This is a genomic window from Flavobacterium sp. TN-1 (genome assembly GCF_052828645.1).
Window position 1 is genome coordinate 3408271 of the sequence record NZ_CM128253.1, and the last position, 24612, is coordinate 3432882.

The window sequence follows — 24612 nt, forward strand, 5'->3', positions numbered from 1 at the left end:
TATTTTTTAAAAAAAAGGCGTTACCAATAAAAGTAACGCCTTAGTATAGATTGTTGAACAATCATTATTTTTTATGTCTTGGTTCAGAAGAAACGGTTAACTTATGTCTTCCTTTAGCACGACGACGAGCAAGAACTTTTCTTCCGTTTGCAGAAGCCATTCTTTCCATAAATCCGTGTTTATTTCTTCTTTTTCTTTTCGATGGTTGAAATGTTCTCTTACTCATAGCTTTTTATCTTTAAAATCCTGTATATTTATCTAGTTATTTGGTCTTCTAAAAACCGAGTGCAAATATACAATCATTTTTTATTTCTGCAAATCCTTTTTTAAAATAATACAAAAAAATAACCAAATTTTATTAGATGACTCTAAAACTTCCCTTTATTTCTTAGTATAACTTTTCTATATTTGCACCACATTAAAAGGAATTAATATGTTTCACAGAAATATCAAATTAGTATTAGCAGCTTTGCTGGTTGTAACAGGAATTTGGCAATTTATAGAAAATAACATTGGCAATGGCATTTTTTTATTTTTACTTTCCATAATCCCTATCTTTTTATATTTTCGTAACGAGTACATTTTACTTGCATTCTTAAAATTAAGAAATCAGGATTTTGCTGGAGCTAAAAACTGGTTAGACAAAATTAAGAATCCTGAAACGGCATTGATACAAAAACAACAAGGTTATTACAATTACTTGAATGGATTAATGGTATCTCAAACAAACTTAAATCAAGCCGAAAAGTTTTTCAAAAAAGCTATCTCATTAGGTTTATCTATGGATCAGGACTTAGCACTTGCTAAATTAAATCTAGCAGGAATTGCGTTATCTAAAAGGAGAAAAATAGAAGCTACGACACTTTTAAATGAAGCTAAAAAGTTAGACAAACACAATATGCTAAAAGATCAGATAAACATGATGAAAGAACAACTAAAAAGAATTTAACTACAAAATATGTTAAAATTTAAAAAACCGCACCTAACTAGTGCGGTTTTTTACTACATTTAGGGTAGATAATCGAAAAAAAAGACTGTTAGTCGGATTTTTTATTTCATTAAGAGTGAGCCGTTTATCTTCGCAGCAAATAATAAACATGAAAAAGTTATATTTCTCAATAGTTGCGTTATACTCCATTTATAGTTTTTGCCAAGACAAGGTGATAACTACAAGTTTTCCTGACGCATTAAGAGCTCATTTAGCAAAGTATAATCAAAAAATAAATTATGCTTATGAACGAAATGATGTAAATACTTCTAAAATATTATTTGACTCTTTAGTTCAGTTTCATCTTAAAGGAACACATTTCGAAGATTATACATTCAAAACATTTGAAAAAAGAAAACTCCAATTAAGTAGTATTCAAAAACCTATCTTTATTCTTACTTATGCCTCTTGGTGTGTCCCTAGCAAAGGAGAGTTCCAGGCTTTAAATAAACTAGCAGAAAAGCATGCTAAGGACATTAAATTCATCTTATTATTTTGGGATAAACGAAAAAACATCAAAGAAATAGCTCGAAAGTTCAACAATAACATAGAGGTTTGCTACGCCAATGAATCTTACAAGAACGATGCCCCCATAGTAGCTCATTTAAAACATACTTTAGGATTTCCTACTTCTTATTTTTTAGACGAAAAATTAAAAGTCATTGACATCAAACGAGGAGGCGCGCATCCTTTACCTAATTCAAGTTTTGCAACCGCTTTAAGTATGAACTATGAAACCTTTAACCTAGGTCTAAAATCTATCATTATTGAAAAAAAAATAAATAAAAGTCAAATTTCAGATTCTAATTAGCTTATTTTTCAAAGAACATCTTACTTCCTATAACAATTAATATAATGCTGAAAACTTTTTTCAGCATTTTTTGATCTAAATTAACAGCCAACTTACTCCCAGCATAACTCCCTACAACAAAAAATAAAGCTATTACTCCAGCATACTTCCAATTAATATATCCTTCTTTATAATAATTAAACACAGCCAAAGCCGTGACTGGCACTACTAATACAGCCAAACTAGTTCCTTGGGCTTGGTGTTGTGAAAAACCTAAAATAAAAACCATCATAGGCACCATTATAATTCCTCCTCCTACTCCTACTAAGCCACTTAGCATACCTGCTAATAACCCTGTAATAATCAAAACAATTATCGTAATTGTATTCATACACTCATATTTTTATCTATTATACCCTAAATCCGATCTCTTTTTACTCACTAATACCTACCCGACTAACTAATAAAATTATATTTTTATTTAACAGGTAAATCTAAAATATATTTTTTCTTATTAGGATTATCAAGTTTTACATCTCGTAACCAAGGGTTCATTAATTTTAATTCTTTATAATTAACTCCTTGGCTTTTAGCAAATTTAGCCAAATCTGTAATTGTACTATCTACTTCTATCTTTTTTATTTTTAACGGTTTGTACAACTCCTCCTCATTTAATTCAAACCCATATTGTTTTGGGTTTTTCATAATTTCTTTTAGTGCTAAAATTCTAAATACATATCGGAATGTTTCATCTGTAAGCAACAAATCATAGTAATTCGTAACGAATTGTTGATTAATAGCTTTTTGCAAACCATTCATTCCTCCATTATAAGAGGCAGCCGCTAAAGTCCAAGAACCAAATTTCTCTTTTGCTTTTAACAAATATTCACAAGCTGCTTGTGTAGCCTTTTCTAAATGATAACGTTCATCAACTCCTTCTGTTATTTCCATTCCTTTTTCTTTAGCTGTTTGAGGCATAAATTGCCAAAATCCTTTTGCTCCTGAAGGAGAAGTAGCATTCGTTAAAGAACTTTCTATAACAGCTAAATATTTAAAATCATCGGGTATATTATTTTTAATCAGAATAGGTTCGATAATAGGAAAAAAACGATATGCCCGTTTGATGATCATTATGGTAGAACCGTGCATATATTCATTAATAACTAATTCTCGATCTAATCTTTCACGCACATCAGGTATATTAAGAGGCACTTCTTCTCCACAAAAATCAATTTTTATTGGAAAAAGATGATTATTTTTCCAACTTACTAACATAAAGCCAACACATAAAATAAAAAAAACAATATTTCTCAACTTCATTTTATTCCTTTATTAATTTAGGTAAATTTTCATTTAACCATTTGTATTTATTTAAAATCATAATATGGGTCCCCCCTTTAACATTTATATATTTTTCTATATTTTTCACAGGAAAAACCTCATCTGCATCTCCCTGAATATGAATTACTTTTAAATCAGGTTCGTTTCTTTCCCAACATACTACTTGTTCTATAGCCCAATCTAAGTACTCTTTTTCAGTACGTGTCATAAATTTTTTGTATAATTCTATTCTTTGTTTTACAATTCCTTTTCCAAAAACGTATTTCGCCAAGGTTTCTATATTTTTGGCTAAACCTGTGGGCAATATTTTATACAACTTAGTTCTCTTTGCTATTTTCATCCTTTTAGGTAATTCTTCATTACTTTTTACACTTGAAATAATGATTACCTTTTTAGGATTTATAAATTGCGCCATTTCTTGCACTAAAATGCCCCCAAAGGAAACCCCTATTAAAACAATATCTTCTCCTGATACTTTTTTCGACATTCTTTGAGCATAATTTTTAAGTGTTTCGTTTTTTTGAGGCATTTCCCACTCTAAAAAATACGTATCAAAAAATTCTTTAGGTAACTGAATCCGTTCAAATATTTTTGAACTGGCAGCCATTCCTGGCATAAAATATACTTGCAACTTAGACATTCTTTTATTTTTATTATTTTTTCGACTAAATTAATTATTTATTCTGGCCGTAAAACAGTAGCATGAAAAAAACTTTTTCTTTAAAATTGCAAAAAAAATAAAAATGAAAAATTTAACTCTTAAGTGGAAAATTGCTTTTAAAATTTTCCCTATTATTTTGATTGTTGGAATTTTTAAATTACTGAGTCATTACTATAATTTTGAACTAATGGAACTCAATGCTCTTTTTACTAGTTTAGTTGCTGGTACTATTTTTCTAATTGGTTTTCTAATTAGTGGTGTGTTGTCTGACTACAAAGAGAGTGAGAAATTACCTACTGAATTAGTCTGTTCTATGCGTACTTTGCAAGATGATACACTTACAATTATTAAATCTAAAAATTCAGAAGCCGCTATTTTTTTTTTAGAATACCAAAAAGAGCTCCCTATCTTTATTAAAAAATGGTTTTATAAATCAGAAAGCACTTCTTCTCTTTTAGCCTATATTAGCTCTATTAATGATCATTTGGTTAATCTTGAAAGAGAAGAAATTCAGGCTAATTATATCATAAAAATGAAAAACGAACAAAATCAATTACGTAAAGTTATTATGAGAATGGATACAATACGTGATACTGATTTCGCTGTTTCTGCTTATGCTATTGTTGAGGCTATGGCTTTCTTAACTTCAATTGGGTTAATTATTATTCAGATAGAGCCTTTTTTAGCTGCCATGTTTCTTACTATACTTATTACCTTCTTAATTTGGTATATGCTTTTTTTAATTAAAGATTTAGACAATCCTTTTGATTATATTGAGAATGGCGAAACGGGAACTGAAATTTCACTTAAACCGTTACATGATTTCATTGCTGAATTTTAACGTTCTACATAAAAGAAAATTATCTAAAGAGATTTTATTACAATAATTTATTTTATTAAGTTCCTTCGCTCAAATCTACTTTTTATTGATTTGAATGAAGGAACCTGCAAAAAATCACGAAAATCACTGACGATGTATGTCATTCTAACTGCTTTTGAGATAAAACCAAATATGGAAATATAACTTTTTAGACATCTTATTTTATGAATTATAAAAAAAAGAAGGACTAGTCTTTCACAAATTCTATCCTTACACTTCCGTCTTCATCTATTTTAGACAAGCTAACTTCATGTAATGAATTAACTAATTCTGGATTCCATGGTGTTTTTACTTTTACATAATTCTCTGTAAATCCGTGAATATACCCTTCTTTATTTTCTCCTTCAAAAAGAACTGTTCTATTAGTTCCTATTTGACTCTCGTAAAAGGCGCGGCGTTTTTTTACAGACAAACCACGTAACATTTTTGAGCGTTTGGCTCGTATATTTCCAGGCACTACTCCTTCCATTTCTGCGGCTTCTGTATTATCTCTTTCTGAATAGGTAAATACATGAAGATATGAAATATCTAAATTATGTAAAAAATTATATGTTTCTAAGAATAGTTCGTCTGTTTCTCCTGGAAAACCAACAATAACATCTACACCAATGCAGGCATGAGGCATTACTTCTCGTATTTTAGTAACTCGATCTGAGTATAACTCGCGCAAATAACGACGTTTCATGCGTTTTAATATTGTATTAGAACCTGATTGTAACGGAATATGGAAATGAGGAACAAAGGTTCTGCTTTGTGAAACGAAATTAATGGTTTCATTTTTCAATAGATTGGGTTCTATTGAGGATATACGCAATCTTTCGATACCTTCTAACTTATCTAAGGCTTGAACTAACTCTAGAAAAGTGTGTTCGTGTTTTTTATTTCCAAACTCTCCTTTTCCATAATCTCCAATATTCACGCCTGTTAATACAATTTCTTTAATTCCTTTTTTAGAAATTTCTTGAGCATTTTTCATTACATTTTCCATGGTATCGCTACGAGAAATTCCTCTGGCTAACGGAATTGTACAATAGGTACATTTATAATCACATCCATCTTGGACTTTCAAAAAAGCACGGGTTCTATCGCCTATAGAATAACTTCCTACATAAAAATCTGCTTCCTCTATTTCGCATGAATGTACTTCGCCTAAATCATTTTTAGAAAGATCATTCAAATAATCTGTTATCTTAAATTTTTCGGTAGCCCCTAAAACTAAATCAACACCATCTACAGCTGCTAATTCTTCGGGTTTTAACTGTGCGTAACAACCTACCGCAGCTACAAAGGCTTTTTCGTTAAGCTTCATTGCTTTTTTTACAATCTGCTTGAATTGTTTATCTGCATTATCCGTAACGGAGCAAGTATTAATTACATAGATATCTGCTATTTCTTCAAAATCTACGCGATCAAAACCTTCCTCATGAAAATTTCGTGCAATGGTGGATGTTTCAGAGAAGTTTAATTTACATCCCAGCGTATAAAACGCTACTTTTTTTTTGTTTTCCATAATTTATTCTCAATCGATGAAATCGTTGTCAAAAATTGAGAAGGCAAATTTAACTAGATTTTTTGGTTAAAAAAATAGTAGTTTATTCACTCCTTACTAATTTATTACTATTCTTAATTAAAAGAAAAACACCGATTTTACATTCTGAAATTCTAAAAAATCGCTTTAAACAGTAATTTTATATTTACTTTTTTTTCGTAAAATCGGTATTTTTTTTATTTATGAAAGGCTTTTGGGGCTAACATATTTTCTGGATTTAAAATATCGTCTAGCTGCTCTTTCGAAAGGATGTTGTGTTCTAGGACTAAATTGTATACACTTTTGCCTGTTTCTAGTGCTTCTTTGGCTATTTTAGTACTGTTCTTATAGCCTATATAAGGATTTAGAGCGGTTACGATACCTATACTATGTAATACCATTTCACGGCAATGTTCTTCATTGGCGGTTATACCATTAATACATTTTTCTCTTAGGGTATCCATGGCTTGACTCATTAATTGCATGGATTCAAGAATAGCATAAATGAGTACTGGCTCCATAACGTTTAGTTGTAATTGTCCTGCTTCAGCTGCCATAGTAACGGTTAAATCATTTCCTATAACGCGAAAACAAACCTGATTCATTACTTCTGGGATAACAGGATTTACTTTCCCAGGCATGATAGAAGAACCTGGCTGCATGGGAGGCAAATTGATTTCGTTTAGTCCACAACGAGGTCCCGATGATAACAATCGTAAATCGTTACATATTTTTGACATTTTGATTGCCATACGTTTTAAAGCGGAAGAATAAATTACGTAGGATCCTGTATCTGGTGTTGCTTCAATTAAGTTTGGAGCTGATACTATAGCTAAACCTGTAATTATCGCTAATTTTTCCGCACATAACTGAGCATATCCTATGGGTGCATTTAGTCCTGTACCAATGGCAGTTGCTCCCATATTAATTTCTAAAAAAAGATTTGAGTTTTGTGTTAGTCGATCTATTTCTTCTTCTAAAGTAGCTGCAAAAGCTTCAAATTCTTGACCTAAAGTCATTGGAACTGCATCTTGTAACTGGGTGCGTCCCATTTTTAAAACATGTTTAAACTCTTCTCCTTTTTTCCTAAAAGATGTTATTAATTGTTTTAAATGCGAAATTAGATTCATATTAGAGCGTATAGCTCCAATTTTTATAGCGGTTGGATACGCATCATTTGTAGATTGCGATAAATTTACATGGTCATTAGGTGAGCAAAACTGATACTGCCCTTTTTCATATCCCATGATTTCTAGAGCTCTATTGGCTAAAACTTCGTTAATATTCATGTTTGTTGAAGTTCCTGCTCCTCCTTGAATCATATCAACTGGAAATTCGCGATCAAACTTTCCTTCAATCACTTCTTTGGAGGCCTGTACGATAGCATTTTTTATTGGTTCTTCAAGTAACCCTAAATCAAAATTTGTTTCGGCTGCTGCCCATTTTACATAGGCAAGTCCTTTTATAAATTCGGGAAATTGATACAATCGTACTCCTGAAATATTAAAATTTTCAATGGCGCGTTGTGTTTGCACTCCGTAATAGGCATTTACAGGAACTTGTAAATCACCTAATAAATCATTTTCTATTCTATACATTTTTTTCAAAGCTAAAAAACCACGAATTTACACTCGCGGTTTCTTATTTTAATTTATTTTTTGGTTATTCTTTTCTATATTTTTTAGTTTCTTCGAAAACGTGTTCTAAAATTTTAACATCTTGTTCTGAAAATTCAATATTACGTCTTGACATTACAATTTTAGCGGTTTGAAAGGCTTTTGCGGTAAGATAGGTGGTAAACCCAGAAGCGCCTCCCCAAGAAAAACTAGGTACAAAATTACGAGGAAATCCAGCACCAAAAATATTAGCAGAAACACCTACAACGGTACCTGTATTAAACATGGTATTAATTCCACATTTACTATGGTCTCCCATCATTAAACCACAAAATTGAAGTCCTGTACGGGCAAAAGTTTCTGTTTCATAACTCCAAAGTTTTACTTCTTCATAATTATTTTTTAAATTAGAGTTATTACTATCTGCTCCTATATTACACCATTCTCCTAATACTGAATTTCCTAAAAAACCATCGTGTCCTTTATTAGAATAAGCAAATAAAACCGAGTTATTAATTTCTCCTCCTACTCTACTGTGAGGACCAACCGTAGTAGCTCCATAAATTTTGGTTGCTAATTTTACTTGTGCTTCTTCACATAAAGCAAAAGGACCGCGTATAACAGATCCTTCCATTATTTCTGAGTTTTTACCAATATAAATTGGTCCCGTAGAAGCATTTAGGGTTACAAATTCTAGCTTAGCACCTTCTTCTATAAAAATATTTTCAGGAGCAATTACATTCACCGATTTAGGAATTGGTTGTGAGGTTCTTCCTTCTGTAATTAATTCAAAATCTTCACGAAGCGCTATATCGTTTTTAGCAAAAATATCCCATGTATGTTCAATTGTAATACAATCAACTGTGCATTCTATTATTTCAAATGTATCAAAATCTACTTCTTGATTTTCTTTACTATAAAAAGCAACTACTTCATCTTTATAAAAAAGGGCTTGATTTTCTTCTAAAGATTTAATCATTTCTACCAGTACATCGTTGGGTAAAAAAGAAGCATTAATCATAATATTTTCTTCCATTTCTACCATAGGATATTTTTCTGATAAGTATTCCTCGGTAATAGTTGTAGTGGTATATCCTAAAAATTTTTCCCATTTTTCACGAATAGTCAAAATTCCTACTCGAATATCTGCTACGGGACGAGTAAAAGTAAATGGAAGCAAAGCATTGCGTACATTTCCATCAAAAAGTATGTAGTTCATATATTTTTATAATTTTATAGAAAGATGTTTCAAAAACTGACAATGTTATACTTTATATACCAAAAGGATAGAGCTTATACTATTGAGTATAAAGTTCCTCTTATTGCAGGAATAATAAAGCAGATAGTGTTTTTTGTTTTTAGAACACCCTTTTTTAATATTCCAAAAATAAGCAAATTCCATTTTTAAATTAGCATTTTTTCATAAATTTCAAAAAAATGTTAAAACAAAAAAGCACCACTTTCATGGTGCTTTTGTTGACTATATAAAATTCAATATTATTTATTGAATTTGGCATATTTAGTTTTGAATTTGTCAATACGTCCTGCTGTATCAACCAATTTAGATTTACCAGTGTAAAAAGGGTGAGAAGAACGAGAAATCTCCATTTTAAATACTGGATATTCTACACCTTCATGTGTAATTGTTTCTTTTGTTTCAACTGTAGATTTAGTAATAAATACATCATCGTTTGACATATCTTTGAAAGCTACTAATCTGTAATTTTCTGGATGGATTCCTTTTTTCATAATAAATCTGTTTATGTTTTGCTGTATTCAATCTTGATGCTTTTATCGCTAAAAGGTATTGATTTACAACAGCTTTTACTATATAATACTTTTAATTCAGGTTGCAAATGTAATATATTTTTTTAATATACAAATTATTATGTAACATTTTTAATTTTAAAACTACTTACTATCAAAATACTTATATTTGTTAATCTAAAATCAGAGCATTAAATTATGAACGAAATTATCAAAAAAAACGGGGTTCAATACGGATTGGTTATAGGACTCATTTCAATATTGACTACGCTTTTCATTTACCTTACCAATATTGAATTATTTACTTCAGGATGGATTACTTTTATTAAGTATGGACTTTATCTTATTATCATTTTTTTATTACTAAGAAAGACTCAAAAAGATTTTGAAACAGGGATTACTTTTAAAGAAACATTTACAACTTATTTTATTGCTACTACCATTGGAATACTTATGGGTTCTCTTTTTGAACTAATTTTATTTAATGTTATAGATTCTTCTTTAAAAGAAAGTGTAAAGGAAATTATAATTAAAGAAACAGGCACTATGCTTCAAAAATTTGGAACGCCTAGATCCGTTATTAAAGAATCTATTAAACAACTTGAAATGCAAGATCAGTTTTCAATAGGTAACTTTTTTAAAGGAACTATTTTTACAATTTTAATAAGTGCAATTTTTGGTTTAATTTTGTCTGCATTTTTCAAAACAAAATCGTCAAATCAACTATAAAAGTGGATATATCAATTATAATACCCTTATTAAACGAACAAGAATCATTACCCGAGTTAGTTTCATGGATTGAACGTGTTATGATTCAGAATCAGTATTCATACGAAGTCTTGTTTATTGACGACGGAAGCACTGATGATTCTTGGCAAGTGATACAACAATTAGCATCAAAAAACGAAAACTTAAAAGGAATTCGTTTTTTGCGCAATTATGGAAAAAGTCAGGCTTTACATGCTGGTTTTGCTAAGGCAGAAGGTAGTGTAGTCATTACTATGGATGCCGATTTACAAGACAGTCCTGATGAAATACCAGAACTTTACCAAATGATTTCTAAAGAAAATTTTGATTTAGTTTCAGGTTGGAAAAAGAAACGTTATGATAATACTTTAACAAAAAATCTACCTTCTAAACTTTTTAATGCAGCCGCTAGAAAAACTTCAGGCGTGCAACTGAATGACTTTAACTGCGGTTTAAAGGCATACAAGAACACGGTAATAAAAAACATAGAGGTTTTTGGGGAAATGCACCGCTATATCCCTGTATTAGCAAAAAACGCTGGCTTTAAAAAAATTGGTGAAAAGGTAGTTCTACATCAAGCTCGAAAATATGGTGAATCTAAATTTGGTATTGATCGTTTTGTAAATGGCTTTTTAGACCTCATTACCATTTGGTTTTTAGGTAAATTTGGAAAAAGACCAATGCATTTATTTGGATTGTTGGGTACTTTAATGTTTGTAATTGGTTTTTTATCAGCAAGCTATATAGGTGCTATTAAACTTTGGAAACTTTACACACATCAGGAAACAATTTTAATCACTCATAATCCATGGTTTTACATTGCTCTAACTACAATGATTATAGGTACTCAATTATTTTTAGCAGGCTTTTTGGGCGAAATAATTCTTCGTACAAAAAACAACGAAGAGCGATATAAAATTCAAGAAACGATATAAAAATCAAGATCATAGTACCAATAATAGGTCTATTTTTTTTGACTATTGAAAAAAAAATCAATCCAAATAACCGATATTTTTTTGGCACAACCAACCTTTCATTATCTATCTAGAAGATAAAAATCAACTCTTTTAATATTACTATTTTCTAACAGAAATAAATTAAGGCTATAATAAGAACAAAAAAAATTGACTATAAAAACAACAGAATTATGCACATTGAACAGGCAATTTTAGAAAAAGCAAATATTTGGTTAACCCCTACTTTTGATAGCGAAACCCAAGAAATCATTAAAGAGATGATGACCTCATCACCTAAAGAACTAGAAGATAGTTTTTATAAAAATTTAGAATTTGGCACAGGTGGTATGCGCGGTATTATGGGAGTGGGAACTAATCGAATTAATAAATATACTCTAGGTAAAAACACACAAGGCTTATCTAATTATTTAAAAAAATGTTTTCCAAACGAAGAAATAAAAGTAGCTATTGCTTATGACTGCCGCGCTAATAGTAACACATTAGCGAAAGTTGTTGCCGATGTTTTTTCAGCTAATGGAATTAAGGTTTTTTTATTTTCTGAATTAAGACCCACGCCAGAATTATCATTTACGGTTAGATATTTAGCTTGTCATGTAGGCATTGTACTAACCGCATCACACAATCCACCCGAATACAATGGCTATAAAGTGTATTGGCAAGATGGAGGTCAGATTGTACCTCCACAAGACAAAGAAATTATCCAAGCTATTGAGGCTTTAGAGTATACTGATATCAACTTTAAATCAAACGAAACTCTCATTGAATATATAGATAAGGAAATAGATGATGCTTTTCTAAAAAGCACACTTGAAAATGCCTGTTTTAATACAACAACGGAAGCTAAAAAAGATTTAAAAATTGTTTATACTTCATTACACGGCACCTCTATAAAAGCAATCCCTAACGTTTTAAACGCTGCTGGATATACCGATCTAAATATCGTAGAAGAACAAGCTGTTCCAGATGGTAATTTTCCTACTGTAAAATCACCTAATCCAGAAGAACCTGAAGCTTTGACTCTAGCCGTAGAATTAGCTAATAAAATAAATGCCGATATTGTTATTGGAACCGATCCTGACTCTGACCGTCTAGGAGTTGCCGTGCGAAACAATCAAAACGAGATGATTCTTTTAAACGGAAATCAGACTATGGTAATCATGACTGCATTCTTATTAGAACAGTGGAAAAAAGCTGATAAATTAACAGGTACAGAATTTATTGGATCTACTATTGTTTCAACTCCTATGATGCTTGATTTAGCAGAGGCTTATGAAGTAGAATGTAAAGTAGGACTAACAGGATTTAAATGGATTGCTAAATTTATTAAAGATTTTCCAAACCAAAAATTCATTGGCGGTGGAGAAGAAAGTTTTGGTTTTATGGTAGGCGATGCTGTACGTGATAAAGATGCAGTAGGTGCAATTCTATTAATTTGCGAGATTGCCGCACAAGCAAAAGAAGCTGGTAAAACATTGTATCAAAGATTAGAAGAACTCTACGTAGACTTTGGTTTTTATAAAGAACATCTTATTTCTATTACAAAAAAAGGAATAGATGGAGCAGCTGAAATAGAAGCCATGATGAAAAATCTTCGTGAAAATCCAATGAACGAAATCAATAATGAACGTGTAGTTTGTGTGGAAGATTACCTGACTTCTAAAGGAAAAGATTTTATGAATAATGAAGAATTTGATATTCATGTTCCTAAATCAAATGTTTTAATTTATTACTTAGAAGATGGTAGTAAAATCTGCGCACGTCCGAGCGGAACAGAACCTAAAATTAAATTTTACTTCAGTGTAAATTGTACTATTGGTTCAACAGCTGATGTTCCAGAAGCAGAAAAACAACTGAACACTAAAATAAAAAATATCATCAACGATATGCAATTGAACTAATGGATCACAATTTAAAAAAAATAATTCCATACGCATTAAGCTATAAAAAGAACATTCTTTGGAATGTTCTTTTCAACGTCTTATATGCTTTGTTTAGTACACTCTTAATGGTATCTATCATGCCTACACTTGAGGTTCTTTTTAAACAAAACGCAAGGATTAACAAAAAACCTTTTTATACAGGTATATCTAACTTAAAAGAATTCTTATCTGATTCTTTTAACTACAAACTAACTGAAATTTCAGATGAATACGGCAAACAAAACGCATTATTAGTAGTTATAAGTATTGTAATCATTACGGCTTTATTTAAAAACTTATTTAATTATTTAGGATCAAGACAAGTTACGATATTAAGAAATGGAGTACTTAGAGATCTTCGTATTAAACTTTATCACAAAATCATTAACCTACCTGTATCTTATTATTCAGATACTCGAAAAGGAGACGTAATGGCTCGTATGTTAGGTGATGTAGGCGAGGTTCAAAATTCATTTTTTCAAATTTTAGAACTTATTGTTCGCGAACCTATGACAATACTTTTTTCAATTATTGCCATGTTATTCATTAGTATAAAACTAACTTTATTTGTTTTTATATTTATTCCTATTTCAGGCTTTATCATTTCAAGAATTGGTAAAACATTAAAAGCTAAATCACAAAGAGCCCAACAAGAACAAGGTATTTTCATTTCTATTTTAGACGAAACTTTATCAGGATTAAAAGTTGTAAAAGGATTTAACGCAGAACCTATTTTTATACAAAAGTTCAATGACTCTGTTAATCGTGTATTAAAATTATCTAACAACATAGCCAATAAAAACAATCTTTCCTCTCCTATGAGTGAGTTTTTTGGTATCCTAACCATTGCTACCCTATTATGGTACGGAGGACATTTGGTTTTAATTGAAAAAAGTCTTGCAGGAACAGCCTTCATTGGTTATATAGCACTAGCATACACTATTTTACAACCTGCTAAATCTATTTCAAAAGCTTCTTATCAAGTAAAAAGCGGTTTAGCTGCTGCTGAAAGGGTTTTTACTTTATTAGAACAAGAAAGCCACATAGTAGATCAACCTAATGCTCTAGATCAAAAAGAATTTAAAAATTTGATAAAAATTGAAAACATCAATTTTAGTTATAAAGACGAGAAGGTTTTAAAAAATTTCACGATTGAAGTTCCGAAAGGCAAAACCATTGCTTTAGTGGGGCAATCAGGATCGGGAAAAAGTACAATTGCCAATTTACTTACTCGTTTTTACGACGTAAATGAAGGAACAATAAGTATAGACGGAATCAATATTAAGGATATTTCAATGCAATCTTTAAGATCTTTGATGGGTATTGTTACGCAAGATTCAATTTTATTTAATGATTCGATAAAAAACAATTTATTAATAGGTAAACCTACTGCCACTGATGAGGAAATCGTTAATGCTTTAAAAATTGCGAATGCTTATGAATTTGTAAAAGACCTACCTAACGGGATTGAGACCAATATTGGCGATGCGGGTGGAAAATTATCTGGTGGACAAAAACAACGTTTATCAATTGCAAGAGCTGTCTTAAAAAACCCTCCTATTATGATTCTTGATGAGGCTACTTCTGCGCTTGATACTGAAAGCGAAAAACTGGTACAGGTAGCTCTTGAAAATATGATGCAAAACAGAACTTCTATTGTAATTGCACACCGCCTTTCAACCATTCAAAAAGCAGACAATATTATTGTAATGCAAAAAGGAGAAATTGTTGAACAAGGTACACACAGCGAATTACTTGCAAAAGAGGGTATGTATGCAAAACTCGTAATGATGCAAAGTTTAGAGTAAAATAATGAGACTGTCCAAAAAGTAATAAATCAATATGTAGTTTGTCACTCAAACGTAAGTAGGAGTCTCATAATCAACATTATGCAATTTCTCCCTTTGATCGAAACGACAAGATTGCTGACTTTTTGGACAGTTTCATTTATTAAGAAAATCTTATTATATTTTAAACTCTTGGGCTACCCAATCTTTTTTAACATCAACATAAAAATAATGTAAGCCATCCGTTTTATCAAAAGCTCCATTTTTATTGCGATCATCTATAGTTCTAAAAAAGATTCTGTTTGCTACTTCTACATAATTCCAATCGATCAATTCCTGCATATCAGTTGAAACTTTAGTAAATTGATTCCCTAAATCAGTACTCAAATACAAAGATTTCACATCATAAGAATCAACTTTACCATCCTGATTTGTATCATTATCGGCCATGACATATACTAATATCTTTTTTGACTTAAGATAAGTCATTCGTTCAATTAAAACAGATTTATCAGTCAACACATGTAAAGAATCTTTTCCTATTTCTTGAAACTTAACATTTTGTAGGTATCCTGTAAGTTCTTCATCTAAAACATTTGATACATTAAATCCATTCATATCCATCTTATCACCATCATAATTTCCTTTTTTCAGATCACTTACCCTTAGCTCTCCCATTGGATAAATTAAAACATTGGAGCTAGAAAAGTAAATAGGCAAATCCGCAACTAATAAGCGGGTTGTATCTTTCTTTATTTCAACTTGTTTTACAGATCTATCATATTTTACTTTTGGTTTTTCTTCTTCTTTACAACTTCCTAATGAAATGATAAAAGGCAGAAAGTATAAAATCTTTTTTTTCATTGTAGTTCTATTTAATCCAAATATACCTTTTTAAATTTTATATTTTTACGTTTAATTTTATACTAAATACACGAGTTGTTAAGTAATTAGGTACTCCATATTGGTTTTTAGTATAGACATCTCTTACCCATGTATTTGTAATTGAGTTCTGGTTATCAAACATATTAAAAATTTCCATTCCAAGAGCTAGTTCTTTAAAATGTCTTAGCCAATTATCTTTTTCTTTGGCTCTAGCTCTATCCGTAAAAACGTATGAAAAACCAATATCTGCTCTACGATAATCTCTTAATCTTGATTGGTATTCATAGGGATTTGCATAAGAAGGTGATCCTCCAGGCAAACCTGTATTATACACTAAATTAAGATACATTTTTAGAGCAGGTATGTTAGGAACATAATCTTGAAACAAAGCTCCAAACTTTAATCTTTGATCAGTAGGCCGAGGTATGTATCGTTTTCCATCAATAGACTCTTGTGTATCCATATATCCAAAACTTAACCATGATTCAGTCCCTGGAATAAATTCACCATTCATTCTAATATCTATTCCTTTAGCATAAGCTTCGGCGTTATTAAGAGCTTTATAACGTATCCTTACATTATCTATTGTATAAGGATTTACGTTATTCATATCTTTATAATACAATTCTGTCACCAATCTAAATGGGCGCTTCCACATTTTAAAGCTAAAATCATGTCCCAACACTATATGAGTAGACTCTTGTGCCTTAACATTAGATCTAACTTCTCCTAGGGAATCTCTCAACTCCCTATAAAAGGGCGGTTGATGATACCAACCTCCTGAAATTCTAAAAAGCATATCTGTGCGCCAATTAGGTTTTATAGCAAATTGTGCTCTTGGACTAAAGGTAATTTGATTATTGCCTTTTTTAAGTATATCTATAACTTTCCAGCTTTGAGCTCTTACTCCTGTATTTATAAATAATTCATGTTCTCTCCACTTCAAACGTTTATTCCACTGAACATACGCAGAAAAACGATTAATATTAGTATAATTAACAGCTCTAATACTATTATAAGGTACTAAAGGTCCTATATAGGGCGTATAGGGTTGATCTTTTTTGGGTACAATTTTAGGAGGGTTTAATAAGAAACCGGCAGAATCAATTACTTCCCATTCTCTGATTCTATCTCGTATACTTTCATACGTATATTTAAATCCCCAGTCTATTTGGTTTTCTTTTATCTTATGATTTCCTTTTAGTTCAGTATTTACAATTAAAGCATCTAAATCATTACGAGCATGGGTAAGCTGAGAACCTATTCCTCTAGCATATTCAACATTACCAAAACTAGAATCTCCTAAATTGGAGTTTATCTCTCCTAGTTTATATTCTGCCATTATATCATAGTACTCTTGTTCAATCGTATGATAAATTGAGTTAATCCATTTTAAATTAGAATTATCATTTATTTTATACTGCCCTTTTAATGCTCCAAAAGCTGTAGTATAAGCATCTTTTTCTACTCCATCATACTGTACTAATAATGCTATAGGTTCTTGTAGAGAGCCAAAATTCGTTTGTCTAGAAAAAGGTCTATAATCGTATCTATTTTGCGATAAATTCCCTAAAAAACCAAATTGCCATTTAAGATTAGGGGTAAAAGTTATATATGTTTGTAAATCTGCAAATCGCGGTTTGAAATTTGTTTGAGTTTCTTGGCTCTTTACTAATAAACTATTATCTCGATAACGTATTCCTGTAACTGCATTCCACTTTTGATCTTTCGACACATTATCCATAGAAACACTTCCTCCTAAAAACGAGGCTTCAAGGGAAGCTCCAAATTTAGTTGGTTTTCTATACGTTATATCTAGTACAGATGACAATTTATCTCCATATTTAGCCTGAAATCCTCCTGATGAAAAATCAACGTGTTGAATTAGATCCGCATTCGTAAAACTTAAACCTTCTTGTTGTCCCGATCGAATTAAAAAAGGGCGATATACTTCTATTTCGTTTACATACACTAAATTTTCATCATAGTTACCTCCTCTTACGGCATATTGTGTACTTAGTTCGTTGTTAGAATTTACTCCTGGTAATGATTTTAAAATATTTTCTACTCCTGAATTAGCTCCTGGTATCAATCGAATAGCTTTAGGCGATAATGTTGTAATTCCTTCTACTCTTTTTTTATTATTATTAGATATAACAACTTCTCCTAGTTGCTCCGTTGTGCTTTTTAGTACTATATTAAACTCATAATCTTCATTAGGATTAAGTTCTAAAGAGATAACAGCTGATTTTAAGGATAAATGTGTAAACTTTAAATTAGATTTTACTTTTGAAGGAATTACTAATTGATAAAAGCCGTTTTCATTTGTTTTGGTATTTTTTTGTTGAAAAGACACATTTACTCCCTCTACAGGAATATCGTTTTCATCTAACACAATTCCTTTCACTCTAGCGATCTGACCTAAAAGAGTAAACGAAAATAGCAGCAATAAAAAAGAAAGTTTAGTTTTCAAAATTATGTTTTTGTTTTATAAAAATTGGATTCAAATGTAGTTGTATTTCCTAAATTATCCACTACCTCTAATTTAAAATCATTTTTACCGTCTATAAATTTAGAATCCGAAAAATAATGAATTAATCTATTTAATTTAGGTTCATATTCCATTAATATCCATTGGTTATTTAAGTAAGCATTATAGGATTTTATCCCAGATAAATTATCAGAAATAAAAATTTTCAATGAATCCTTTAAAGTTAAATCTTCTGACGTTTTAAAATTAGGGGCATAAATTTTAGGTGCTGTCGTATCTTTAGATATTAAAAATTTTCCAAGTTTTTTTACTTTAATTGAAAACTGATTTTCGTTCTTAGTGGTTGGATTATATTCTATTCTTGAACCATCTAAATTGGCAATAAACATTTTTTCACGTCCTTCTTTAGGTAAATGAGAGACATCAAAAGTTATAGTCATAGGCTTACTAATTGCTACCGACTGGTCGTGCAAATATAGTTCTTGATTTTTTACATCAAATTTGATGTAAAAATCTTCGTAGAATGTTTGTTCTGGAATAAAAACTGAAATTCCTTCTTTTGAATATAGTTGCTCTATTTGTGATTTTAGAAAATAGGGAGTTTTAAAATCATTATTTTCTACTGAATTGTTCGTATTTGAATATTCTATTGGAATAATTATGGTGTTCTTATTACCATGAAAATCATGAATTTCTATTTTATAATTGAGGTTATAACTGGGTTCTACTATCAGCTGTCCATTATTGTTTTTATATTTTATGATACTTTCTGGAAATATATACCCCACAAAAAGTTTTTGAAAACGTTGGTGTGTTTTTTTATATCTTGAATAATCTATAAAACAGTTTATATGTTTTGATTCTTCAAAAGAAAAACTATCAAATTGATATTTAAAATGAAGTGTTCCATTTAAAAATGTTTCTAATTTATAAATTCCATTTTTACCAAAATTATAATCCGATACATCATGAGTATTTACTGCAAATCCTATTGTATCTTTAGCTTTAACAGGAGCTGCTAGGTACGTCCCATCTAATTGCAAACTCAAAGGAATCATAATAGGCTGGGAAGAACCGTTAATTGTAGCTTTTTTAGATAAAGTATAAGCATACAATCCATCTATAGAAGGGGCTTTAGTATCTTTTATTAATCCGTCATATCCAAACAAGAAAGGATTCATAACAAACTCTGTTTTTGTATCTCTTATTTCAAAATGTAAATGAGGTCCACTAGATCCTCCTGTATTACCTGTATACCCTATCAAATCACCTTTTTTTACAGGCAAAAAATGTTCTTTTAGACGTAATTCTAAAACAAAGGTTTTATCTAAATATTGCTTTTCTCGAACGTAATGCTCTATTGATTTTGAAAATCGTTGTAAATGCGCATATACTGTAGTATAGCCATTAGGATGATCAATATATAAACACTTTCCATACCCATAAGTTGAAACATTTAAACGAGAAACAAATCCATCGGCTGTTGCATATACAGGAAAACCTTCTTTTTGTTGTGTCCTAAAATCAATTCCCGAATGAAAATGATTAGGTCTAAGCTCTCCGAAAGACCCCGCAATACTCAATTTAATATCTAAAGGAGAACCAAAATAATCCTTAGGATACTTATCTTGACCAATTGCTATAAAAGAAAATAGTAAACAAATAAACCAAAACTTTTTAATCATATTATAAAAATTACAGCTGTAAACTTTAAAGACTTTCTTTATTTGCGCTAAGATAACGATTCCTTTTACAATATTTCACTCCTGTTTTTTTATTTTTAAAAGTTTCATTTTAAAACGATTAACAATAAAAAATTGATAATTATCATTTTTTTCTTCAAACTTATTGTTAAAATACATTTTAAAATTTAAATTTGTGAAGTGATGTAATGTATTTTTATTACGATGAGCGAACTAAACGGAATAACTGATTCTCTTGAAGTTAAGATTCAGGAACTTTTCCAGAAAATGGAAAATCTGAAACTTGACAACCAAGAACTAAGATTAAAACTTAGATATTCGGAATCAATTATACTAAGACAAAGTGAAGACCTAAAAAAAATAAAGGCAGAACTTGACTCCGTAAAAATTACAAACTCACTTTTAGGTAGTGACGAATTCAAAAGGGATACGAAACTCAAAATAAATTCATTAATCAAAGAAATTGATTATTGTATAGCACAACTTTCTGATTAGAAAGCATAATGAATGAAAAACTAAAAATAGATATATCAATAGCAGAAAGGCTTTACCCTCTAACGGTGGATCCTAGCCAAAAAGAAAACTTGTTAAAAGCTTCTCAAAGGGTTGACTATATGCTAAAGCAGTTTGAACAGAATTATGCGGTAAAAGACAGGCAAGATTTACTTGCCATGTGTGCTTTGCAATTTGCCACTCAAGTAGAGCAAAAAAATGAGGAGATAAATAACTCAAACCTACAAGTGACAGAAAAATTAAAAAGATTACACAGTTTATTAGACAAACATCTCTAAATAAAATAAAAAACACGTTCTTAAAAATAAATTTAAAGCACTACCTACATTAGTACCCAATTTGATAAACTCAACACTAACGTTTAAAAAGGGCAAATCATCAATACTATAGCAAGCCTTTCAGTAGGAAGCTTGAACATTGAGTTAACCCAAAACTTGTATATTCCGAGTTTATACAATTTTTCTAATGTAGGTTTTTTTATACATAACACTTAACACAGACTATGGACATTTTAATAGTAATTATTATTGGAATTCTTGGAGTTGCATCAGGTTTTAGTATTGCAAAATACTTAGAAAAAATCAATGTATCTACCTTGATTAAAAACGCAAAGAAAGAAGCTTCTTCTATCTTAAAAGACGCTAACACAGAGGCTGAAAACATCAAAAAAGATAAGATATTACAAGCTAAAGAAAAATTTATCGAATTAAAAGCCGAACACGAGCAAGTTATTTTAACTCGTGATCGAAAAGTTGCTGAAGTAGAAAAGAGAACACGCGACAAAGAATCTCAAGTTTCTAATGAACTTGCCAAAACAAAAAAATTAAACGAAGAAATTGAACACAAAATAAAAGAATACGATTCAAAAGTTGAAAACTTAGAAAAGAAAACTTCTGAAATCGAAAAAATGCACAAAGCTCAAGTAGAACAGTTGGAAACTATTTCAGGACTATCCGCCGAAGAAGCCAAAGACCAACTGATAGAAAGCTTAAAAGCAGAAGCTAAAACAAATGCTATGGCTCATATTCAAGAAACCATAGAAGAAGCTAAAATGACCGCTCAGCAAGAAGCCAAAAAAATCATCATCAACACGATTCAGAGAGTAGGCACAGAAGAAGCAGTTGAAAACTGCGTTTCTGTATTCAACATAGAGTCAGACGATGTAAAAGGACGAATCATTGGTCGTGAAGGACGTAATATACGCGCTATAGAAGCCGCTACAGGAGTTGAAATAATCGTTGATGATACCCCTGAAGCTATTATTTTATCCTGCTTTGATCCTGTAAGAAGAGAAATTGCTCGTTTATCACTTCATAAATTAGTAACAGACGGACGCATACACCCAGCAAGAATTGAAGAAGTAGTTGCTAAAACAACAAAACAAATAGAAGAAGAAATCATTGAAGTAGGAAAACGAACCGTAATAGAATTAGGAGTTCATGGATTACACCCTGAATTAATAAAAATAGTAGGACGCATGAAATATCGTTCTTCATACGGTCAAAACCTATTACAACATTCAAGAGAAGTTGCTAAACTTTGCGGTATTATGGCCGCTGAACTGGGATTAAATGTAAAACTAGCTAAAAGAGCTGGTCTTTTACACGATATAGGAAAAGTTCCTGAAACAGAAAGCGACTTACCACACGCTTTATTAGGTATGCAATGGGCTGAAAAATATGGCGAAAAAGAAGACGTATGCAATGCTATTGGTGCTCACCATGACGAAATAGAAATGAAGTCATTAATCGCTCCAATCATTCAAGTTTGCGACGCTATTTCTGGTGCTAGACCAGGCGCTAGACGTCAAGTATTAGACTCTTATATTCAACGCCTTAAAGATCTAGAAGACATAGCCTATGGTTTTGGAGGAGTTAAAAGTGCTTATGCTATTCAAGCAGGACGAGAATTACGAGTAATTGTTGAAAGCGAAAAAGTAAGCGATGAAATGGCAGCAAAATTATCATTTGATATCTCACATAAAATTCAAACTGAAATGACCTATCCTGGTCAAGTTAAAATTACTGTAATCAGAGAAACTAGAGCTGTCAATATAGCCAAATAAATTATTATTAAAACATAAAAGAGGTTGTTCAAAATTTTGAACAACCTCTTTTATTACTAAAATATTCGAATACCTACTCCAGAAATGATACCATTCAAACTTAAAACATACTGGGTTAAAAAGTAAAATTCTCGATATGTTTTTTTTATTTTAAAACAACTCGAACAAACGGTTGAGTATATAATTGAAATCATCGTTAGTTCGAGCGCGAAGCGCATCGAGAACCAACACTAATTTTTATTGCTTTTGAAGGATAGCGTCTAAATCACCATTATGTGATTTCTCCCTTCGATAGAAATGAACAAGATTGCGAACTTTTTGAACAGCCTCAAGGTTAAAAAATAGTATTATAAGGAAATTTTTCAAAGTTTAAATGGTATGATTTTCATATATTCGATTCTTATAAAGTGAATTCAACTTTTAAGCCCCTTCTTTTCTATTATCTATTAATCAATTACCTCTTAAAATAAACTTTAAAGACAGAACCTACCCCCAACTTACTAACCACACTAATCTTCCCTCCCATAGCTTCTACTTGGTTTTTTGCAATATAAAGCCCTATACCTGTAGACTCTCTATTTTTATGAAACGTTTTATAAGGACCAAATACAGCCTGTTGATACTTCTCTAAATCAATCCCTATTCCGTTATCTTCAACACACAAAACATCATATTCTATATTATCATCTATTTCTGATTTCAGATAAAACGAAATAAAACTATCTTTTTTATTAGGATCTGAATATTTGACTGCATTTGTAGTTAAATTAAATATTACACTTTCTAGATAAGCAGGAATAAACGAAACTTCAAAGTTTTCATTTATATCTAGATTCACAAAAATACCTTTAGCATAAACCATTTCTTTTAAAACAGACAATGATCTTTCTATATAGTATCTTAATTTATTTTTCTGTTTTTCATTAATAACCTCCGCTTGTAATCCCACTAAATCTACTAAATTATCAATGGTTTCTTTTAGCTCATTAAATACAACTTGTAAACTTTTAATAACTTCTTCTGTAGAAACATATCCATTTTTATAAAAAGACAATAACATATAAAAATTTTCCGTATGACTTTTTAAGTTATGAGAAACAATATGAGCAAAATTCATCAATTTTCCCTTTTGCTTATTTACCACATCAAAAGTCTCCCTTAGCTTTTCCTCTTTTTCTTTTTGAATTGTAACATCTGTATGAGTTCCTACAATCCTCAACGGTTTTCCGTAAGAATCACGCTCTATAACCTTTCCTCTATCTAAAATCCACTTATAAACACCATTACACATAACACGATGATACGTTTCATAATGAGGTGTTTTCCCTTCAAAATGCTCTTTTATTCTATCAAAATAAGCCTCCTTATCATCTGGATGAACTAACTTATCCCATTTTTCAGGATCTGAAATCAATCCCTCTCTACCCTCTATCTCTAGAATTTTAAGGGATTGAGCCGAATAAAAAACTTCATTAGTAAGTAAATTCCAATCCCACACACCAATCTCAGAGGCTTCATTAGCAAATTGATTTCTTAACTCAACTATTTTATTTTCTTTTTCAACCTCTTTTTGATTTGTGATGTCTGTCATTATACCTAAAAAAGAAACTTTATCTTTTCCCCTCTCAATAGTAGCCATCATGCTATACCATTTAAGTTTATCAGATAGAACAACCCTAAAATCTAATTCTAATTTATTTAGATCTTTTTTACTCTCATCTATAGATTTTAAAATTTTTGATTTATCTAACGGAAATACTACTTTCCTAAAAATACTTAAAGGATCTTTATCAAACATTTCTATGTCAGATTCAAAAAAATCATAATAAGGTCCTTGCAAATAATCAACCATCAAACGACCATCCAAATCTATAGAGAATTGAAAGAAAAGTAACGATTGATTAGAAATTATTTTATTTAAAAGAGAATGATCTGACCGTCCTAATTGCATTTT

At 30.6% G+C, this 24612-nt stretch carries 22 protein-coding genes; 10 read left to right on the forward strand and 12 right to left on the reverse strand.

All coding sequences use genetic code 11. The annotated features are described in order from the left end of the window. Positions 1 to 64: 64 nt before the first annotated feature. Positions 65 to 226: a 50S ribosomal protein L34 gene (rpmH, locus tag ACUXZJ_RS15375; RefSeq protein ID WP_026979292.1), complete on the reverse strand. Its 162-nt coding sequence runs from the start codon at positions 224 to 226 to the stop codon at positions 65 to 67. Between the two features lie 207 nt (positions 227 to 433). Here rpmH and ACUXZJ_RS15380 point away from each other — a divergent pair, with 207 nt between their 5' ends. Beyond that, a complete protein-coding gene (locus ACUXZJ_RS15380; protein WP_063743128.1) occupies positions 434 to 949 on the forward strand; it encodes a hypothetical protein in 516 nt (171 codons plus the stop codon). A gap of 148 nt (positions 950 to 1097) precedes the next feature. Further along, positions 1098 to 1799, forward strand: a complete 702-nt coding sequence (locus ACUXZJ_RS15385) for a TlpA family protein disulfide reductase (protein ID WP_081078420.1) — start codon at positions 1098 to 1100, stop codon at positions 1797 to 1799. A 1-nt stretch (position 1800) separates the two neighbouring features. On the opposite strand, the gene ACUXZJ_RS15390 is transcribed toward ACUXZJ_RS15385, so the two are convergent. The 3 genes from ACUXZJ_RS15390 to ACUXZJ_RS15400 all read right to left on the reverse strand — a co-directional run bounded on the left by ACUXZJ_RS15390 (position 1801) and on the right by ACUXZJ_RS15400 (position 3759). After that, the gene (locus tag ACUXZJ_RS15390) at positions 1801 to 2169 is read right to left on the reverse strand and encodes a sulfite exporter TauE/SafE family protein (protein ID WP_060382822.1); all 369 of its coding nucleotides are present in this window, start codon (positions 2167 to 2169) and stop codon (positions 1801 to 1803) included. Between the two features lie 86 nt (positions 2170 to 2255). Beyond that, a complete protein-coding gene (locus ACUXZJ_RS15395; protein ID WP_235588363.1) occupies positions 2256 to 3053 on the reverse strand; it encodes a lytic transglycosylase domain-containing protein in 798 nt (265 codons plus the stop codon). Between the two features lie 46 nt (positions 3054 to 3099). Beyond that, positions 3100 to 3759, reverse strand: a complete 660-nt coding sequence (locus ACUXZJ_RS15400; RefSeq protein ID WP_060382824.1) for an alpha/beta hydrolase — start codon at positions 3757 to 3759, stop codon at positions 3100 to 3102. A gap of 103 nt (positions 3760 to 3862) precedes the next feature. Here ACUXZJ_RS15400 and ACUXZJ_RS15405 point away from each other — a divergent pair, with 103 nt between their 5' ends. Next, the gene (locus ACUXZJ_RS15405; protein WP_060382825.1) at positions 3863 to 4621 is read left to right on the forward strand and encodes a hypothetical protein; all 759 of its coding nucleotides are present in this window, start codon (positions 3863 to 3865) and stop codon (positions 4619 to 4621) included. Between the two features lie 226 nt (positions 4622 to 4847). On the opposite strand, the gene mtaB is transcribed toward ACUXZJ_RS15405, so the two are convergent. From mtaB to ACUXZJ_RS15425, 4 genes are all read right to left on the reverse strand, one after another. Next, on the reverse strand, positions 4848 to 6170 hold the full coding sequence (gene mtaB / locus ACUXZJ_RS15410; protein WP_060382826.1) for a tRNA (N(6)-L-threonylcarbamoyladenosine(37)-C(2))-methylthiotransferase MtaB: 1323 nt from the start codon (positions 6168 to 6170) through the stop codon (positions 4848 to 4850). 215 nt (positions 6171 to 6385) lie between these two features. Then, a complete protein-coding gene (aspA, locus tag ACUXZJ_RS15415) occupies positions 6386 to 7786 on the reverse strand; it encodes an aspartate ammonia-lyase (RefSeq protein WP_060382827.1) in 1401 nt (466 codons plus the stop codon). 64 nt (positions 7787 to 7850) lie between these two features. After that, complete coding sequence (locus ACUXZJ_RS15420; RefSeq protein WP_063743129.1) at positions 7851 to 9023, reverse strand: GlmU family protein; 1173 nt, start codon at positions 9021 to 9023, stop codon at positions 7851 to 7853. 278 nt (positions 9024 to 9301) lie between these two features. After that, on the reverse strand, positions 9302 to 9553 hold the full coding sequence (locus tag ACUXZJ_RS15425; RefSeq protein ID WP_014165095.1) for a type B 50S ribosomal protein L31: 252 nt from the start codon (positions 9551 to 9553) through the stop codon (positions 9302 to 9304). 216 nt (positions 9554 to 9769) lie between these two features. Between ACUXZJ_RS15425 and ACUXZJ_RS15430 the strand changes: the two genes are divergently transcribed. The 4 genes from ACUXZJ_RS15430 to ACUXZJ_RS15445 all read left to right on the forward strand — a co-directional run bounded on the left by ACUXZJ_RS15430 (position 9770) and on the right by ACUXZJ_RS15445 (position 15022). Beyond that, positions 9770 to 10300 (forward strand): DUF4199 domain-containing protein, encoded by a 531-nt coding sequence (locus ACUXZJ_RS15430; RefSeq protein WP_060382829.1) that lies wholly within the window; start codon positions 9770 to 9772, stop codon positions 10298 to 10300. A 2-nt stretch (positions 10301 to 10302) separates the two neighbouring features. Beyond that, positions 10303 to 11253, forward strand: a complete 951-nt coding sequence (locus ACUXZJ_RS15435) for a glycosyltransferase family 2 protein (protein WP_060382830.1) — start codon at positions 10303 to 10305, stop codon at positions 11251 to 11253. 212 nt (positions 11254 to 11465) lie between these two features. Continuing rightward, the gene (locus ACUXZJ_RS15440) at positions 11466 to 13193 is read left to right on the forward strand and encodes a phospho-sugar mutase (protein ID WP_060382831.1); all 1728 of its coding nucleotides are present in this window, start codon (positions 11466 to 11468) and stop codon (positions 13191 to 13193) included. Then, on the forward strand, positions 13193 to 15022 hold the full coding sequence (locus ACUXZJ_RS15445; protein ID WP_060382832.1) for an ABC transporter ATP-binding protein: 1830 nt from the start codon (positions 13193 to 13195) through the stop codon (positions 15020 to 15022). The genes ACUXZJ_RS15440 and ACUXZJ_RS15445 overlap by 1 nt, the downstream gene beginning before the upstream one ends. 156 nt (positions 15023 to 15178) lie before the next feature. On the opposite strand, the gene ACUXZJ_RS15450 is transcribed toward ACUXZJ_RS15445, so the two are convergent. From ACUXZJ_RS15450 to ACUXZJ_RS15460, 3 genes are read right to left on the reverse strand one after another with little or no spacing between them, the layout of a single operon-like run. Further along, positions 15179 to 15865, reverse strand: coding sequence for a hypothetical protein (locus ACUXZJ_RS15450; protein ID WP_060382833.1), 687 nt, complete (start codon positions 15863 to 15865; stop codon positions 15179 to 15181). A gap of 37 nt (positions 15866 to 15902) precedes the next feature. Beyond that, positions 15903 to 18359: a TonB-dependent receptor gene (locus ACUXZJ_RS15455; protein WP_060382834.1), complete on the reverse strand. Its 2457-nt coding sequence runs from the start codon at positions 18357 to 18359 to the stop codon at positions 15903 to 15905. A gap of 2 nt (positions 18360 to 18361) precedes the next feature. Further along, the gene (locus ACUXZJ_RS15460; protein ID WP_060382835.1) at positions 18362 to 20062 is read right to left on the reverse strand and encodes a M23 family metallopeptidase; all 1701 of its coding nucleotides are present in this window, start codon (positions 20060 to 20062) and stop codon (positions 18362 to 18364) included. Positions 20063 to 20284: 222 nt separating this feature from the next. Here ACUXZJ_RS15460 and ACUXZJ_RS15465 point away from each other — a divergent pair, with 222 nt between their 5' ends. The 3 genes from ACUXZJ_RS15465 (at position 20285) to rny (ending at position 22658) form a co-directional block, all read left to right on the forward strand. After that, the gene (locus ACUXZJ_RS15465) at positions 20285 to 20575 is read left to right on the forward strand and encodes a hypothetical protein (RefSeq protein ID WP_060382836.1); all 291 of its coding nucleotides are present in this window, start codon (positions 20285 to 20287) and stop codon (positions 20573 to 20575) included. Positions 20576 to 20583: 8 nt separating this feature from the next. After that, complete coding sequence (locus tag ACUXZJ_RS15470; protein ID WP_060382837.1) at positions 20584 to 20871, forward strand: cell division protein ZapA; 288 nt, start codon at positions 20584 to 20586, stop codon at positions 20869 to 20871. Between the two features lie 224 nt (positions 20872 to 21095). Beyond that, positions 21096 to 22658, forward strand: a complete 1563-nt coding sequence (rny, locus tag ACUXZJ_RS15475; protein WP_060382838.1) for a ribonuclease Y — start codon at positions 21096 to 21098, stop codon at positions 22656 to 22658. A gap of 454 nt (positions 22659 to 23112) precedes the next feature. On the opposite strand, the gene ACUXZJ_RS15480 is transcribed toward rny, so the two are convergent. Further along, complete coding sequence (locus ACUXZJ_RS15480) at positions 23113 to 24609, reverse strand: PAS domain-containing sensor histidine kinase (RefSeq protein WP_060382839.1); 1497 nt, start codon at positions 24607 to 24609, stop codon at positions 23113 to 23115. Positions 24610 to 24612 lie beyond the last annotated feature (3 nt).

Bases quoted from the DNA above. Each gene is read 5' to 3' on its own strand.
- rpmH (WP_026979292.1), bottom strand. From the start codon at position 226: ATGAGTAAGAGAACATTTCAACCATCGAAAAGAAAAAGAAGAAATAAA.
- ACUXZJ_RS15380 (WP_063743128.1), top strand. From the start codon at position 434: ATGTTTCACAGAAATATCAAATTAGTATTAGCAGCTTTGCTGGTTGTA.
- ACUXZJ_RS15385 (WP_081078420.1), top strand. From the start codon at position 1,098: ATGAAAAAGTTATATTTCTCAATAGTTGCGTTATACTCCATTTATAGT.
- ACUXZJ_RS15390 (WP_060382822.1), bottom strand. From the start codon at position 2,169: ATGAATACAATTACGATAATTGTTTTGATTATTACAGGGTTATTAGCA.
- ACUXZJ_RS15395 (WP_235588363.1), bottom strand. From the start codon at position 3,053: ATGTTAGTAAGTTGGAAAAATAATCATCTTTTTCCAATAAAAATTGAT.
- ACUXZJ_RS15400 (WP_060382824.1), bottom strand. From the start codon at position 3,759: ATGTCTAAGTTGCAAGTATATTTTATGCCAGGAATGGCTGCCAGTTCA.
- ACUXZJ_RS15405 (WP_060382825.1), top strand. From the start codon at position 3,863: ATGAAAAATTTAACTCTTAAGTGGAAAATTGCTTTTAAAATTTTCCCT.
- mtaB (WP_060382826.1), bottom strand. From the start codon at position 6,170: ATGGAAAACAAAAAAAAAGTAGCGTTTTATACGCTGGGATGTAAATTA.
- aspA (WP_060382827.1), bottom strand. From the start codon at position 7,786: ATGTATAGAATAGAAAATGATTTATTAGGTGATTTACAAGTTCCTGTA.
- ACUXZJ_RS15420 (WP_063743129.1), bottom strand. From the start codon at position 9,023: ATGAACTACATACTTTTTGATGGAAATGTACGCAATGCTTTGCTTCCA.
- ACUXZJ_RS15425 (WP_014165095.1), bottom strand. From the start codon at position 9,553: ATGAAAAAAGGAATCCATCCAGAAAATTACAGATTAGTAGCTTTCAAA.
- ACUXZJ_RS15430 (WP_060382829.1), top strand. From the start codon at position 9,770: ATGAACGAAATTATCAAAAAAAACGGGGTTCAATACGGATTGGTTATA.
- ACUXZJ_RS15440 (WP_060382831.1), top strand. From the start codon at position 11,466: ATGCACATTGAACAGGCAATTTTAGAAAAAGCAAATATTTGGTTAACC.
- ACUXZJ_RS15445 (WP_060382832.1), top strand. From the start codon at position 13,193: ATGGATCACAATTTAAAAAAAATAATTCCATACGCATTAAGCTATAAA.
- ACUXZJ_RS15450 (WP_060382833.1), bottom strand. From the start codon at position 15,865: ATGAAAAAAAAGATTTTATACTTTCTGCCTTTTATCATTTCATTAGGA.
- ACUXZJ_RS15460 (WP_060382835.1), bottom strand. From the start codon at position 20,062: ATGATTAAAAAGTTTTGGTTTATTTGTTTACTATTTTCTTTTATAGCA.
- ACUXZJ_RS15465 (WP_060382836.1), top strand. From the start codon at position 20,285: ATGAGCGAACTAAACGGAATAACTGATTCTCTTGAAGTTAAGATTCAG.
- ACUXZJ_RS15470 (WP_060382837.1), top strand. From the start codon at position 20,584: ATGAATGAAAAACTAAAAATAGATATATCAATAGCAGAAAGGCTTTAC.
- rny (WP_060382838.1), top strand. From the start codon at position 21,096: ATGGACATTTTAATAGTAATTATTATTGGAATTCTTGGAGTTGCATCA.
- ACUXZJ_RS15480 (WP_060382839.1), bottom strand. From the start codon at position 24,609: ATGCAATTAGGACGGTCAGATCATTCTCTTTTAAATAAAATAATTTCT.